The organism is Kitasatospora sp. NPDC004272 (genome assembly GCF_053603035.1).
In genome coordinates this window covers 52,366-65,771 of sequence record NZ_JBSGET010000008.1, presented here as the reverse complement: position 1 = coordinate 65,771, position 13,406 = coordinate 52,366, and the positions used below count along the sequence as shown (strand labels likewise).

General features: G+C 72.7%; 14 protein-coding genes and 1 tRNA gene. 4 read left to right on the top strand and 11 right to left on the bottom strand.

Annotated features, from left to right (window positions below):
* Positions 1–84: 84 nt before the first annotated feature.
* Positions 85–2,277, bottom strand: a complete 2,193-nt coding sequence (locus tag ACWEO5_RS04830; protein ID WP_452160153.1) for a terpene synthase family protein — start codon at positions 2,275–2,277, stop codon at positions 85–87.
* Between the two features lie 170 nt (positions 2,278–2,447).
* Between ACWEO5_RS04830 and ACWEO5_RS04825 the strand changes: the two genes are divergently transcribed.
* Positions 2,448–2,771, top strand: a complete 324-nt coding sequence (locus ACWEO5_RS04825) for a hypothetical protein (RefSeq protein ID WP_452160151.1) — start codon at positions 2,448–2,450, stop codon at positions 2,769–2,771.
* Between the two features lie 121 nt (positions 2,772–2,892).
* On the opposite strand, the gene ACWEO5_RS04820 is transcribed toward ACWEO5_RS04825, so the two are convergent.
* Genes ACWEO5_RS04820 through ACWEO5_RS04800 form a run of 5 tightly spaced genes read right to left on the bottom strand, consistent with a single transcriptional unit; the run spans position 2,893 to position 6,377 of the window.
* Positions 2,893–3,519 (bottom strand): hypothetical protein, encoded by a 627-nt coding sequence (locus ACWEO5_RS04820; RefSeq protein ID WP_452160149.1) that lies wholly within the window; start codon positions 3,517–3,519, stop codon positions 2,893–2,895.
* A complete protein-coding gene (locus tag ACWEO5_RS04815; RefSeq protein ID WP_452160147.1) occupies positions 3,516–4,034 on the bottom strand; it encodes a hypothetical protein in 519 nt (172 codons plus the stop codon). The genes ACWEO5_RS04820 and ACWEO5_RS04815 overlap by 4 nt, the downstream gene beginning before the upstream one ends.
* On the bottom strand, positions 4,031–4,777 hold the full coding sequence (locus ACWEO5_RS04810; protein WP_452160145.1) for a hypothetical protein: 747 nt from the start codon (positions 4,775–4,777) through the stop codon (positions 4,031–4,033). The genes ACWEO5_RS04815 and ACWEO5_RS04810 overlap by 4 nt, the downstream gene beginning before the upstream one ends.
* Entirely contained in the window at positions 4,774–6,138 is a 1,365-nt protein-coding gene (locus tag ACWEO5_RS04805; RefSeq protein ID WP_452160143.1) for a putative T7SS-secreted protein, read from the bottom strand. The genes ACWEO5_RS04810 and ACWEO5_RS04805 overlap by 4 nt, the downstream gene beginning before the upstream one ends.
* A complete protein-coding gene (locus tag ACWEO5_RS04800; RefSeq protein WP_425556856.1) occupies positions 6,135–6,377 on the bottom strand; it encodes a hypothetical protein in 243 nt (80 codons plus the stop codon). The genes ACWEO5_RS04805 and ACWEO5_RS04800 overlap by 4 nt, the downstream gene beginning before the upstream one ends.
* A gap of 367 nt (positions 6,378–6,744) precedes the next feature.
* On the opposite strand from ACWEO5_RS04800, the gene ACWEO5_RS04795 reads away from it, so the two are divergent.
* On the top strand, positions 6,745–7,290 hold the full coding sequence (locus ACWEO5_RS04795) for a hypothetical protein (RefSeq protein WP_452160141.1): 546 nt from the start codon (positions 6,745–6,747) through the stop codon (positions 7,288–7,290).
* Here the strand turns inward: ACWEO5_RS04795 and ACWEO5_RS04790 are convergent.
* Complete coding sequence (locus ACWEO5_RS04790; RefSeq protein WP_452160139.1) at positions 7,235–7,807, bottom strand: DUF2199 domain-containing protein; 573 nt, start codon at positions 7,805–7,807, stop codon at positions 7,235–7,237. The genes ACWEO5_RS04795 and ACWEO5_RS04790 overlap by 56 nt on opposite strands.
* 412 nt (positions 7,808–8,219) lie before the next feature.
* Between ACWEO5_RS04790 and ACWEO5_RS04785 the strand changes: the two genes are divergently transcribed.
* The gene (locus ACWEO5_RS04785) at positions 8,220–8,969 is read left to right on the top strand and encodes a hypothetical protein (protein WP_452160137.1); all 750 of its coding nucleotides are present in this window, start codon (positions 8,220–8,222) and stop codon (positions 8,967–8,969) included.
* A 43-nt stretch (positions 8,970–9,012) separates the two neighbouring features.
* Here the strand turns inward: ACWEO5_RS04785 and ACWEO5_RS04780 are convergent, their stop codons facing one another.
* Both ACWEO5_RS04780 and ACWEO5_RS04775 read right to left on the bottom strand, forming a co-directional pair.
* Positions 9,013–9,675 carry a class I SAM-dependent methyltransferase gene (locus tag ACWEO5_RS04780; RefSeq protein ID WP_452160135.1) on the bottom strand — a complete coding sequence of 221 codons (663 nt, stop codon included), beginning with the start codon at positions 9,673–9,675 and terminating at the stop codon, positions 9,013–9,015.
* 36 nt (positions 9,676–9,711) lie between these two features.
* Entirely contained in the window at positions 9,712–11,148 is a 1,437-nt protein-coding gene (locus ACWEO5_RS04775) for an MATE family efflux transporter (protein ID WP_452160133.1), read from the bottom strand.
* 173 nt (positions 11,149–11,321) lie between these two features.
* On the opposite strand from ACWEO5_RS04775, the gene ACWEO5_RS04770 reads away from it, so the two are divergent.
* On the top strand, positions 11,322–11,846 hold the full coding sequence (locus tag ACWEO5_RS04770) for a PadR family transcriptional regulator (RefSeq protein WP_452160131.1): 525 nt from the start codon (positions 11,322–11,324) through the stop codon (positions 11,844–11,846).
* 135 nt (positions 11,847–11,981) lie between these two features.
* On the opposite strand, the gene ACWEO5_RS04765 is transcribed toward ACWEO5_RS04770, so the two are convergent.
* Positions 11,982–12,058: transfer RNA gene (locus ACWEO5_RS04765), tRNA-Ala, on the bottom strand.
* 148 nt (positions 12,059–12,206) lie between these two features.
* Positions 12,207–13,289, bottom strand: a complete 1,083-nt coding sequence (sepX, locus tag ACWEO5_RS04760) for a divisome protein SepX/GlpR (RefSeq protein WP_452160129.1) — start codon at positions 13,287–13,289, stop codon at positions 12,207–12,209.
* Positions 13,290–13,406: the final 117 nt, after the last annotated feature.

Genomic DNA, 13,406 nt, shown 5'->3' with positions numbered 1-13,406 from the left:
CGGCACCCGACTGACGGGACGGGGGTTCCGGGATCCTTCCCGGGCCCCCGTTCCGGCGTTCCGGCGTTCCGGCGTTTCGGCGTTTCAGCGGCCGATCGTCTGCAGGATCCGCATCGCCGAGGTGCCCAGCTCCGCCGGGAGGGCCGTCTTCGGGGCGAAGTGCCGCCGCAGCACGTCGTCGGTGTAGCGCTCGCACCGCTGGTGCCAGTTGAGGACGGCGGCCATCCAGTCCTCCAGCTCGCGGACGTACCCGTCGAGGGCCTGCTCGGCCTCGCCTTCGAGCGCGAAGTCGTGCTTGAGGAGCGGGAGTTCGCCCTTGACCACGTGCGCGAACTGGCTGAGCCGGGAGGCCATCAGGTCGGCCACGATGGCGACCGCGACCGGGTGGTCGCAGGAGAAGAAGTTCTCCACCACCCGGACCAGGTTGTGGAACTCGCCCTCGTACTCGACCTCCTTGCGGTACGAGTGCAGGTCGTTGACCAGGCAGCCGTAGTCCGCGGCGGAGTTCTCGATCGCCCGCAGGGTGCCGCTCGCGTAGACCTCATCGGGGATCACCTCGCCGCGGCCGAGCCGGGCCAGGCTCATCGTCAGGTCGGAGCCGAAGGTGGCGCGGCGCATCTCGATGTAGTCGACCGGGTCCGGGATGCGGTTCTGGGCGGTGTTGGCGAGCTCCCACAGCCAGCTGTCGAGCATGTCCCCGACGGCCTTGCGGAACTTGACCCGGGCGCCCTGCTCGAACGGGGCGACGGTGCGCTGCCAGAGGTCGGCGAGGCCGGACTCCAGGGCGTTGCGCGGGGCGAACGGGAGGCTGCCGTCCAGCGTCATCAGCGCGTGCAGCCGCTCGTTGGCGGCCTTCGCGCCGAGCAGGTCGCGGGGGCGGCCGAAGACGGCCGGGTAGTAGTCGTCGGCGTAGGTGCCCCAGGTCAGCCAGGCGGAGGAGAGGTCGAGCTCGGCGGGGGTGGCGTCGGGGTCGATGCCCGCGGCGCACAGCGCGAAGTCGTAGTCGCGGAGCTTGCGCTCGTCCCAGACGTCGGAGCCGGGGACGCCGGGCTCCGGGTCGAGCAGGCCGAACTCGCGGGCCCAGCGGACGACGTACTCCCGGGAGCCGTCCAGGTGCGGGTTGAGCGTGAGCGGGTACGGCATCGGGAAGGCGGGCAGCGGCGCGGGGCCGACCCCCCGGGGCGGGGTGTGGACGAAGCTGCGCAGGCCGCGGACGCCCGCCGCGAGGCGGATGTTGGCGGCGGAGGTGCCCAGGCCCCGGGGGCCGGTGGCGGGGGCGGCCGCGCCGCCGCCGTTCATGTACCGGCTGGAGCGCATGTGCCACTCGTGGCCGCCGGACTGCCAGTCCTGCATGCCCTTGACGTAGGCCAGGACCCGGGCGACCTCCTCCGGGCTCAGCGCGTGCTCGACGACCAGCGGGGCGAGTTCGGTGAGCGCGGTGTTCTCGAACTGCTGCAGCCGGGAGGTGAGCAGGTCGTTGACGGCGTCCGCGGCCTGCTGGGTGGAGCAGCCGAGGAAGGTCTCCAGCACCAGGACGCCGTTGGACAGTTCGCCCTCCTCGCCGATCTCGCGCTCGTACGAGAACAGGTCGTTGCGCAGGTGCACGCCGTCCGAGAAGGCGTCCCGCAGGACGCGCAGCGGCCGGGAGTGCGCCACCGACTCGGGCACCTCGGCGTTCGCCGCGTACTCGATCAGGCCGGCCGACCAGGGGGCGCCGCCGACCTTGCGGCGCATCTCGATGTACTCGACCGGGTTGGAGACCCGGCCCTCGTTGATGTTCGACAGCTCCCAGAGCGACTCGTTCAGCAGGTTCCTGGTCGACTCGGCGAACCGGGCCCGCCAGTCGGCCGACATGTGCGGGACGGTGCGCTGCCACAGGTCGGCCAGGCCGGCCTCGACCGGGTTGGTGGCCTCCGGGTAGCCGTCCGCCAGGTCCATCGGCATGAACGCGGGCAGCCGGTCCAGGTACGCCTTGCCGCCCTCGCGGTCGAGGGTCCGCTTGAAGATCTCCAGGAAGTGGTCGTCGAAGAAGAAGACCCAGGTGTACCAGTCGGTGACGAGGTCCAGCGCCTCGCTGTCGCAGTCCGGGTGGGTGTAGGAGCAGAGCAGCGCGTAGTCGTGCGAGTCGAGGTCGTGCTCCTCCCAGATGCCCGACCCCTCCAGCATGCCGAAGTCGCGCGCCCACTCCTTGGTGTGCACCCGCGCCCCCTCGTAGTGCGGGTTGATCCGGGCCGGGTACGGCACGTAGAAGTCCGGCAGTTCGAACGGCTGAGCCACTGGGTCCCGCCCCTAAGGTGTTCGTCGACAGAGATCGGCGCGATGCCTAACGAGCCCACCGGCCCGCGGTCACCGATACCCCGCTGGGCCACCCGGATTCCACAATCCACTCGTACGAGTGACACCCCCGCGCGCCGCCCTGACGCCGCCCCCACACCCCTGGAGCACCGATGGCCCCGATCGCCGGAGAGACCTGGCGCCTGCTGCACGGCACCGAACCGGTCGGCGAGATCCGGATCGACGGGGTGGACATGCCGTGGCTGAACGGCACCTTCCGCCCCGGCCCGGCCTGGCCGGAGTTCGCCCCGCACTTCGCCGAGTGCCACCGGCTGGCCGAGGCCGAGGACTGGGAGGGGTGGGAGCGCGCCTACGGCCGACTGGAGGCCGCCTGCACCCTGCACTCCCCCGACGGCCCGGTGGCCGAGTTCATGCTGCACGTGGAGCCGCCACGGGCCCGGTTCCGCTACCACCGGGAGGGGCCCGAGGAGGAGTAGTCGCGGCCGGGCGGGGGCGCGGTCGCCGACACCCGGCGGCGATCCACGCCGAGTTCCGGATCGACCACGCCCCCGGCACCGACCGCGGGGCCCACCGTCCTCGCCTACCCCGGGCGCCGGCTCACTGCCACCCGCCGCCCCCGGCCGGGGGCTGCTGGTAGGGGTTGGCCTGCGGCGGCTGCTGGTAGGGGTTGGGCTGCGGCTGCTGGTACCCCTGCGGCGACTGCTGAGGCGGCTGGGGCTGGGGCTGCTGGTAGGGCTGGGGCTGATGTTGTTGCGGCTGTTGCGGCTGCGCCTGGAACAGGCCGACGTACTGGAACCGCGCCGTCTCCCAGCGCACCTGCCAGCCGCGCCGGGCGGCGACCGCGGCGAGCCCTTCGAGGCCGATGCCCCGGTAGGAGCTCCGGTGCACCAGCACCGTGGGCACCAGCAGCGGGCCGACGAAGGCGAACGGGTACTTGCCGCTCTCGTTCGCCTCCTGCCGGACGCGCACGAGTCTCTGCGCTTCCGGGATCACCTTGTCCAGGGTCTTCCCGAGCGCCGCCTCCCACTCCTCCCGGGTGCCGCGCCGTTCGAGGCGGTACCGGCTCGGGGTGAGGACGGTCCCCAACTCGCCCTCGAACATGAAGAACCGGACGGGGAACCAGAACCACTGCAGGCAGAACTGCAGCCACAGCCCGACGACCCCGCGCTTGCGCAGCGGACCGGTGTGGAGGCCGGGCGGGGCCGGCGGGTGCCAGGTGCTCATGCGGACCCCTCCCGCGGGGGCAGGAAGAGGCGGAGCTCCTTCTGCCCCACGTACCTCCAGTCGACCTGCCAGCCGCGGCGGGCCGCCAGCACGGCGAGCCCCTCGGCACCGATGCCCCGGTAGTAGCGCCTGCGGATGGTGGTCTCGGGCACGAGGCTGTCCCCCTTGTACTTCCACTTGCCGCGGGTCTTCTTGTTGAAGTTCACGAACCCCGCCACATCGGCCATCGCACTGGGGAGGCCCTGGTCCAGGGCCCGGTCGGCCCAGGCCTCCCACTCTTCCCGGGTGCCGCTGCGTTCGAGGCGGTACCGGCTCGGCGTGAGGACGAACTTTCCGACCCCGTGCCCGTCGGCCACGCAGTCGTTGCTGGGCATGTTGTTGCACACGTGGAGGGCCAGCCGGAAGGGCAGCCAGATCCACTGCAGGCAGAACTGCAACTGCAGTCCGACCACCCCGCGCGCGGGCAGCGGGCCGGTGTCGAGGCCGGGCGGGGCCGGCGGGTGCCAGGTACTCATCCGAACATCTCCGTGATCCGGTCGGCGGACGCCTGGCTGAGCACCGGCGCGGTGCGCTGCTCGCCGGGGCGGACGAGCTCGATGCTCTCCACGATGGTGGCCAGGGCCGCCATGTACTCCGGGAACTCCTTCAGGATGGGCGTGCTGATCGTCATGGTGAGCAGGGTGTCGACCTGCGGGACCGGGATGTGCGCGGTGGCCTCGGCGATTTCGAGCCTGGCCTTGGTCCCCTCGCCGTCGTCGAGTTCGGTGACGGTGCCGTAGGCGGCGACGACGACCGGCCCGACCGGGGCGTCCACGGTGAAGACCTCGTTGGCGGGGTCGTTGGAGAGCAGTTCCTCGATCGCGGCGGCCACCGCCTCGACGTCCTGGGTGTCGGCCTGCGTGCTCTGGATGACCAGGCCGCCGGTGCTGATCCGGCCGTCGTCGAGGACGCCGAGCACGAAACCGGAGTAGACCGCGCCCATCGCGGCGGCGTCCTGCGCGATCCCCCGGTACCAGGAGGCCACGGTCTCGCGCTGGAAGTCGGTGCCGCCGCTCCAGATCTCCTGGGCCACCTCGGCGAGGTGCGCTTCGCGTTCCTCCTCCGGGAGTTCGAGGCCGAGCGAGTGGAAGACGACGGGGATCCGCCAGTTGACGACCGGCCCGTCGAACGGTTCCGCCGCCGCGGGGCCGGTCGGTTCCTGCGCGGCCGGGGCCCGGTCGGCCGCCACGGGGTCGGTCGGCGTGTGTTCCGTCGTCATGATCCCGTCACCTGGTGGTAGAGGTTGGGCGCGTGGATGGCCAGGCCGCCTGCCTTGAAGAGGCCCTGGGGCACCGCCGACCACAGGGACTGGACCGAGAGCTTTCCGGCCAGTTCCCCGGCGTCGTCCGCGTGGATGAGGGCGAACTTCGCCAACGGCGACTTGGTGATCCCGAAGCTGATCGCCTTGTGCATGATGCCGCCTTTCGCGGCCAGCTCGCTGAGGCCCTCCCCGACCTTCACGGCGACCTTCCCGCTGTTGGAGATGAAGCCCGCCCCCTTGGTGACGACCGGGAGGACCTCCATGGCCCCTTCGGCCGTCCTGACGCCGAAGACCGCCGCCTTGGCCGACTTGGCCGCCTTGAGCGCGCCGCCCCCGAACGGGACGGCCCCGATGGCGTCCCCCGCGAGGGTCATCAGACTGATGTCCGCGCCGCCGAGCTTGGCCATGCCGTGGGCGCCGAGCGCGACCGCGGAGGCTCCGGCCGAGGCCACGCCGAGGGCTGCCGACAGCGGCGGGCACCACAGGGTGGCCAGCGAAGCGATGCCGAGCACGCCGGAGATGCCGCTGGAGATGTCGCCGATCTTCTTGAGCACGTCGGCGTGGTCCGTCGCCCACTTCTTGATGGACTTGCCGATGTCCTTGAACTTGTTGCCGATCTTCTCCCAGGTGCTGATGTCGGGAGCGTTCTGGTTGGCCCGGCGCAGTGCCTTCGAGGTGCGGCCCGCGTCGTCCTGGTGGTGGAAGTAGAGCTCCCGGGCCTGCTTGACGACGGCTTCCAGCTCGTCCTCGATGGCCTTCAGGTCGCGGTTGGCGTTCTCCAGCGCGTCGCCGGCGGCCTGGTACTCGGCGCTGGCGGAGTCGATCTGGTTCTGCGCCTGGGCGAAGGTGGCCTGGTCGTCGAAGTGCCGGCCGATCAGCATGAAGGCGGGGTTGTCGGACGCCTTGTCGTAGCGGTCGGACGCCTGCTCGCGGGCCTTCTTCGCGGACTCCAGGCGGCTCTTGGCGTACTGGGCCTCTTCCTCGTACCGGCGGGCGGTGTCCTGGTAGGAGGAGAGCTGGCTGCGCCAGCTGTTGAGCGCGGAGGACGCCTGGCGCATGGCGTCGACGCTGTCCTCCAGGTAGCCGGGCAGTTCGCCGATCTTGCCGGCGAACGCCTGGGCCGCGTCGCCCTCCCAGATGCTGCCGCCGCGGCCGACCTCGACCAGGGTGCGGTGGGCGCTGTCCATCGCGTTGGCGGCCTTGTTGAGCTTGCCGACCAGGCCGTCGACGTTGTCGGGGTTGCCGGGGGCCGGGTTGAAGCCCAGGGCCGGGAAGTCGGGGTCGAGGCCGACCACGTAGGAGAAGAAGTCGCCGCTCATGCCGCGGCCCCGCTGAACATGTCGTGGATGGCCTGGTCGGTCTCCGCGTAGTTCTTGCAGGTCTGGTCGAGCTTCTCCTCCAGGGCCTCGACGCCCTGGGTTATCCGGGTGATGGCGTCCTGCCAGCTGTCGTTGAAGTCGTCGCAGGCGTGGTCGAGATCCTTGCTGCCGGTCGTCTTCGGACCGGTCTCCTTCATGGCGTGCAGTGCCTCGCGCATGTCCTGCTGACTGTCCCTCATGCGCTGCATGAGCTTGGAGAGATCGTCGACTTCGACGCGGAAGTAGGCCCCCATTGCGTATTCATCCCCCTGGGTCATCGTCATCCGTTGGCAAAGCATCAGCCTAGGAGTGCCTCCCGACGGGTACGAGCACGGGTTCGCACCATTACACTTTCTTCACTTCCACCGCACCGGCGCCTTACCCTCCGCTCTTCAACACCCCTTCCCACCAGGCCGGATGACGCACCGGGGCAAATCCGACAGACCGGATCCGTCGGCTGCGCGACCGCTGCCGCGGGAGTCGCCGACGGTCCTTCGACCCGGCGTTCGGGCGGTCTATGATCCCGGGGAACACCGCCCGGAGGGGCGGCGCACCGGGGGGTTGGGCATGTCCGCTGTCCGCGCCTGGCACCGCAGGCCGCTGACCTGGGTCCTGGTCGTACTGCTCGTCCTGGGCGGCGGGCTGATCGGCGCCCGCGAGGCGTGGGGCGGCTGCTGGCCGATGCACCCGCACGACGCCCGGGCCTACCGGCAGTACGACTGCGCCAACCTGGGCGGGCCGCGCGACCTGGCCTCCCTGCTGCGCTACTACGGCGTCACGCTGCCCGCCGGGGCGACCGGGGTGCGCTACTACAGCGACGACGACTCGGTGTCCGGCCCGGACGTCCTGTTCCTGCGCTTCACCGCCCCGTCCGGCGCCGCCGCCGACTACCTCGCCGCACTGAAGGCCACCGAGGTCGCCACCACGCCGGACGCCGCCCTGGGCGACACCGCGGCGCTGCGCCGCCGCGACCACGTGGACTGGGAGTTCCCGGCCGGCGCCGGGCACCGGGTGCTCACCTTCGGCACCCCGTCCGGCACCCCGTCCGGCACCGCCGTCACGACTCCGGACGGCGACGCCACCACCGTCCGCCTGGTCGTCCTGCACCCCTGACCCCGCCGCCCCGCCCGGGGTGCAGCAGCGCCTCGGCGATCTCCCGGACCCGTTCCACGGTGATCCCGGTGCGCTGCTCGACGGCCAGCGGGTGGCTGGTGGGCTCCAGTTCGATGTACGGGCGCCGCCCGACCGGCCGGGTGTGGTGCATGGTCTTCAGGTTGATCGTGGACGGCGCGTACAGCGGCAGTTCGGTGGACAGCCAGCCGAAGTAGGCCGGCTCCGACTCCCGCCCGGGCCGCTCCCACAGTTCGGTCGCCCGCGCGAAGTTCCGCTCGCTCAGCGAGACCCACACGCCCCAGGCGAACACCTCGTCGCCGCCGATCACCGGGATCTCGACCAGCCCCCGGACGAACGAGTGCTCCCCGATCACGCACTGGTCGGAGGTCAGCTCGCAGTCCTCCCGCTCCGCCATCCCGGGCTCCCAGGAGGCGGGCGCCTCGGCGTGGTGGGCCATCGGCAGTCCGGAGTGCCGCTCACCGCAGCAGGTGCAGGTCCAACCGGGGTCGTTCGCCATGCGGCAGACCCTAGCCCGCGGCCGGACGGTTCACGGGGGCGGGTGGCGGGTATGGGAGTTCGAATGCCGAAAACTGCTCCTGCGCCACGGTGCCGGCCAGTAGGGTCCCCACCCATGCGACTCTCCCCGCCCCGGCGGCCGGCGCGACCGTCCTGCCGGTGGCGGTGAACGGCCCGGTCCAGGGCGCGTACCTGGACCCCCGCGTGGTCGGCGCCGGGGACGCGCTGTCGGTGCCCGGCCCGACAAGAGCGCCCCACTGGAGGAGCAGGTCGAGGCCAGGCCGCGCGAGGACCTGCTGGGACGGGGCCAACTTCCGGTTCGAGCCGGTCAGCTGACCCGGGGGCGGCCGCGCGTTCCCGCTCCCTGGACGTTACTTCAAAGGAAAGGCAAAGAGCCGGTATGGTCCTCGCCCATGCGACTCTCCAAGACCCTCCTCGTCGGTGCCCTCGCGGCGGTCCTGCTGACCTCGGCCTGCTCCTCCGACTCGGACTCCGGATCGGGTTCCGGCTCGGACTCCGCCCTCGGCTCGGCTTCCACCGCCTCCTCCGGCTCCCCCGCTCCCACCTCCGCCTCGGACGCCGGTGCGGCGCTGCCGGTGGCGGTGACCGGGCCGGTGGCGGACGTGTACCTGCGCAGCAGCGACAGCGGTGACGCGCTGAAGGTGACGCCGGCGCCCGACCGCAGTGCGCCGCTGGTCGAGAAGGTCGAGTTCGCGCTGCGCGAGGACCTGCTGTCGAAGGCCCGCACGCCCGGCGAGACCACCGCGAAGTGCCCGGACGGCGTCACGCAGAAGGCGGGCGCGGTCAGCCACTGCGTGGCCACCTTCGAGGGCGCCGAGGTGCCGTACGAGGTGAAGATCAGCGACTCGTACAAGGAGGGCAGCATGATCATCTCCTACACCAAGACCCCGAAGAAGGGCCTGCTGGTCGCCAAGACGATCCAGGCCCAGCTGTACGACCAGTACGGCCCGGAGTCCGGCTACGCGGGCGCGGGCAAGCTGGCCTGCCAGGAGATGCCGGTGGCCAAGGCGTACGACTTCGAGACCGACACCGGGTTCAGCTGCCAGTACTGGAGCGAGCACGCCGCCGGCGGCAAGCCCGGGTACACCACGCTGAAGGTCCGGATGAACAGCCGGAACGCCGACCTGCAGACCGTCCGCTGACCCGGGTCCGCCGCCTGGTCCCGGAGGACCGGGCCTCGGTCCCTCAGCCCTCCGGCCAGAGGTCGGGACGCAGCACCCGGTACCCGACGAACTCGAACATCGGCCGCTCGGGCCGCAGTTCGTCGGGCCTGCCGGTGAACCGGTGCACCCCCACGCCGTAGCCGACCCCGGGCGGGGAGAGCCAGCGCTGCTCGAACCCCGCCGCCGCGAACCACTCACCGATCCGGGGCACCAGGTCGGGCGCCTCCCGGTGCCTGGTCCAGATCACCGTCCCGCCCGTGCGGCAGAGCGCCCGGCAGGCCCCGACGGTGCGCTCCACATCGGCATCGGCGAGGTTGCCGAACACCCCGCAGAGCAGCACCACGTCCGCCGGCACCATCCCCGCGTAGTGGGCGGGCAGCGCGGCGTCCCCCGTCACCACCTCCACCTGCGCCGCGAGCCCGGTCTCCACCGCCCGCCGCCGGGCTGCCCCCGCGTTGCGCGGGTCCAACTCGACCAGCCGGGCCCGGACGTCGGCCCGCCGCGGGTGCTCCGCCAGCACGCCCAGCAGGTCCCGCCCGTCGCCCGCGCACAGGCTGACCACCCGCAACCCGCCCGGCGGCGCCCCGTCCAGCACCTCCCGCAGCCGCCCCCGCACGGCCTCCAGCCGCCGGGCCTGCCAGGAACCGGGGTCGTCGTACCCGTCGTGCCAGGCGTTCCAGTCCATGCCCGGACGGTACGCCCGCAGCTCATCGACCGGCCATCAATTTTCCTCCCCAGCACGGCGGTTGAGGCGCCCTGCCGGGTGGCGCGGGGCGGCCCGGCCGTGGCCGCGACCGCACTCCCCCGCGGTTCGGAGCAGGTGGGGCGGAGGACCCGGGGGTGTTCGGTCCGCCGGCCGGGGCGTCGCGTGGCGGTGCATCCTGGCGACGGCCGCGCACTGGAGGGCCGTGGAGGCCGCCATGGCGGTGCAGATGCCGGGTAGCCCTGACCCCGACAGGGCGTGGGCGAGGGCGAGTTGGAGGATCACCCCGCAGGTGGTGATCCGGGCGAGGGCGGGGCTGCCGCCGCTGCCTTCGAAGACTCCGCCCAGGGCGATGAAGCAGGCGAGCAGGACCAGGTACGGGCCCAGGCAGCGCAGGTAGAGGGTGCCGGCCTCGGCCACCGCGCCCTCGCTGCCGAAGGCCCGCATGATCCACGGTGCGGCGGCGAGCAGGGTCAGGGCGGCCGTGAGCCCGAGCGTCCCGCCGAGGAGCAGGGCCTGCCGTCCGACGGACCGGCGTTCGTCGCGGCCGGCGCCGAGCAGGTGGGAGGTGTGGATCGCGGCGGCCTGGCGCACCGCGTAGAAGGCCATGGTCGCGACGTACACGGCCTTGGTGGCGATTCCGTAGGCGGCGACCTCGTCGACCCCGATCCGGGCGACCAGGCCGACCAGGGCGAGCGCACCCGTCATCCGGACGACGAAGTCGGCCGACATGGGCAGGCCCGTCGCGGCGACCCGGCGGGCGTCGGCACCCGGTGTCCCCGTCCGGGACGACGGCGCGCTCGCGGCCCGGCGCAGGACGGCGTTGCGGCGCAGTGCGACGAGTCCGCAGGCCAGCGCGGCCGTCCGGCCGAGGACGGTGGCGATCGCGGCGCCCCGGACGCCGAGGCCGAAGCCGAGGATGAGCAGCGGGTCCAGGGCGAGGATCAGTCCGTTGGCGAGCACGGCGAGCCTCATCGGGGTGCGGGTGTCGCCCGTGCCCTTGAGGACGCCGTCGATGACGTTGGTCGCGAAGAACACCGCGATCCCGGGCAGGGCGAGGGAGAGGTAGTCGACGGTGAGGGTCAGCGAGCCGCCACCGCCGCCGAGCACGAGTCGGGCGAGCGGCTCGCGGCCCAGGTACCCGCCCGCCGCGACGACCGGCGCGACGATCGCCCACAGCACCAGGCCGCCGCGGACGGCGGAGCGCAGTGCCGCCGGGTCCTCCGCTCCCCTGGCCCGCGCGACCAGCACGGTGGTGCCCGATCCGGCGACCAGGATGACGCCGAGCAGCAGGTTCTCCAGGTTGGTGGCGACGGCCACGGCGGCGACGGCGGGCCCGCCGAGCCTGGCCACCCAGAGCATGTTGATGATCCCGGCCGTGACGCCCGCGAGCAGTTCCAGGTAGACCGGGTACGCCAGCGACACCAGTTCGCGCCGGTGCCGTGTTGCTCCCATGGCCGTGCCCCCTCCCTCCGCTGTACCTCGATTCGAGGTACAGCGAAAAGAGGTAGCATGGGTCGCGCCGAACGGGCAAGCCTCCGGACGGACCCGGACCCGGACCCGGGAACGGACCCGGGAACGGGAACGGACCCGGGAACGGGAACAGGGACAGGAAGGGGTGCGGCCGCGTGCTGGAGCTGTCGATTCTGGGGTTCCTCCGCGAGGAGCCCCTGCACGGGTACGAGTTGAAGGCCCGCATCCAGGGCCTCAGCGGCCACATCCGCCCGGTCAGTGACGGCGCGCTCTACCCGGCGATCACCCGGCTGGTGAAGGCGGGGCTGATCGAGCAGCGCACCGAGCCCGGCAGCGGCGCGGCGCCCCGGCGGATCCTCTCCCTCACCGGGGCGGGCCGCGCCGAGCTGGAGGACCGGCTCCGGCGGCCCAAGGAGGTCGAGATCACCGACGGGCAGCGCTTCTTCACGCTGCTCTCGTTCCTGCGGCACCTCCCGGACCGGGCGGAGCAGGTCGCCGTCCTCCGCCGCCGGCAGGTCTTCCTCGACACCCCGGCGAGCTTCTTCTACCGCGACGGCGAACCGGTGCGGGCCGAGGAGGCGCCGGACCTCTTCCGGCAGGGCATGTTGCGCATCGCCCGCGCGACGGGCGCCGAGGAGAAGCGGTGGCTGGCCGAGGCGATCGCGGCCCTGGAGGACTGAGCCGCCGGCCGGCCGTCAGCCGTCGGCCGGCCGTCCGGTGCCGGAATCTCCCGGAACCCCGCCCGCGCGGGGTGCGTCGTGCAACGGCCCCGGAATGCGAGAAATCCCGCCCGGTTTCCCGGGCGGGATTTCTGTTGGTGGAGCTGAGGGGATTCGAACCCCTGACCCCCTCGATGCGAACGAGGTGCGCTACCGGACTGCGCCACAGCCCCAACAAGAAAGAACTCTATCACCTCTGCGCGGGTACTCGTGACCATGGTCGTTGCCACCCGGACGGCCGCCGTCCGGGCACGCGAACGCCCCGGCGCGGGTGGGGCGTTGCGGCCGGGGCGGGGCGGGTGGAACGGGTGGGGCGGGTGGTCACTCGTTGGCGGCGCGGGGGCGGCTGCCCCAGTCCGCGGCGGGCGGCTGGACGGCCTGGCCGGGCTCGCCGTACTGGTCGAAGAGCGGGGTTGCGGGGCGGCCGGAGTCCCAGGTGCCGGGGGCCGAGAGGTCGAGGCCCCGGGTGGTGCGGGGGGCCACGGGGGCGGTGACGTAGGTGGGCAGCGGGACGGGGACGGGCTCCCAGGAGTCCGGCCCGGCGGCGGCGCGGGCGCGGACGCCGTCGGCCCACTCCTCGTGCTCGGTGGCCTCGGCCAGGACGGTCGCCCGGGTGGTGGCCGGGTCGGCGCCGACCGGGTCGGCGGCGGGTGCGGGGCGGGCCGCGGACGGCTGGGCGGACGACGGCCCGGACGGGCGGGCGGCCCGTTCGCGCTCGCGCTCGCGCAGCCGCTCGGCGGCCTGCGCGGCCCGGCCCCGGTCGAACTTGACCTCGTAGCGCTGCCGTTCCAGTCGGCGCAGGTGGCCGATGTAGAGGGTGAGCAGCACGCCGGGGACGACGGGCACCCAGAGGAAGGCGAAACCGGCCACCGCGGCGACCACGGCGCCGAGCGCGAAGGCGAGGAACAGCATGGTGACCATCCGCCGCCGCCGGGCGAGCAGTCGGGCCCGCCGCTCGGCCGAGCGCCGGTCCCCGTGCTCCCACTCCCGCTCGCGCTCCCGTTCGCCCCGGCCCTCGGCGGGCTTCGGCTGGGACGGGGCCGACGCGGGGTCGGGCCGCGGGGCCGGCTCGGTGTCCTCCCAGGCGGTGGGCCGGGTGGCCACGTCCGCGGGGTCGATCGCCGGGTCGGCGTCGGGACCGTCCGCGGGGCCGTCCGCGGAATCGGCGAGGGCCCCGTCCGGGTCGCCCCCGGCGGGGTGCTGCTGGTCGTCGGTCTGGTCGCCGAGGGCCCGGGCCGCGCGCCGCTCCATGGCCGATCGACCGGCCAGCAGGCGGATCGCGGTACTGAAGCGTTCCGTCGGACGCGACTCGTTGAGCTCGTCCTGCCTGCGGAGCCACATCGGCACCAGATAGGCAGCCCAGGCCCCTACGATGACCGCGTAGATAAGGCCGCTACTGCTCACGTTTCACACGGTACGGGCGCGGGCGAAGGCGCTGCAGCAATTTGGCGCGGCGTGTCGTGTGATCAAGCTGATTCTCAGACTATTTTGCCGGTATTTGTGACGGCTCGACACGACTCC

What these genes read in the sequence shown, in the direction of transcription:
- ACWEO5_RS04825 (WP_452160151.1), top strand. Translation starts at nt 2,448, where the DNA reads ATGGCCCCGATCGCCGGAGAGACCTGGCGCCTGCTGCACGGCACCGAA.
- ACWEO5_RS04795 (WP_452160141.1), top strand. Translation starts at nt 6,745, where the DNA reads ATGTCCGCTGTCCGCGCCTGGCACCGCAGGCCGCTGACCTGGGTCCTG.
- ACWEO5_RS04790 (WP_452160139.1), bottom strand. Translation starts at nt 7,807, where the DNA reads ATGGCGAACGACCCCGGTTGGACCTGCACCTGCTGCGGTGAGCGGCAC.
- ACWEO5_RS04785 (WP_452160137.1), top strand. Translation starts at nt 8,220, where the DNA reads ATGCGACTCTCCAAGACCCTCCTCGTCGGTGCCCTCGCGGCGGTCCTG.
- ACWEO5_RS04815 (WP_452160147.1), bottom strand. Translation starts at nt 4,034, where the DNA reads ATGAGTACCTGGCACCCGCCGGCCCCGCCCGGCCTCGACACCGGCCCG.
- ACWEO5_RS04805 (WP_452160143.1), bottom strand. Translation starts at nt 6,138, where the DNA reads ATGAGCGGCGACTTCTTCTCCTACGTGGTCGGCCTCGACCCCGACTTC.
- ACWEO5_RS04775 (WP_452160133.1), bottom strand. Translation starts at nt 11,148, where the DNA reads ATGGGAGCAACACGGCACCGGCGCGAACTGGTGTCGCTGGCGTACCCG.
- ACWEO5_RS04820 (WP_452160149.1), bottom strand. Translation starts at nt 3,519, where the DNA reads ATGAGCACCTGGCACCCGCCGGCCCCGCCCGGCCTCCACACCGGTCCG.
- ACWEO5_RS04810 (WP_452160145.1), bottom strand. Translation starts at nt 4,777, where the DNA reads ATGACGACGGAACACACGCCGACCGACCCCGTGGCGGCCGACCGGGCC.
- ACWEO5_RS04800 (WP_425556856.1), bottom strand. Translation starts at nt 6,377, where the DNA reads ATGAGGGACAGTCAGCAGGACATGCGCGAGGCACTGCACGCCATGAAG.
- ACWEO5_RS04780 (WP_452160135.1), bottom strand. Translation starts at nt 9,675, where the DNA reads ATGGACTGGAACGCCTGGCACGACGGGTACGACGACCCCGGTTCCTGG.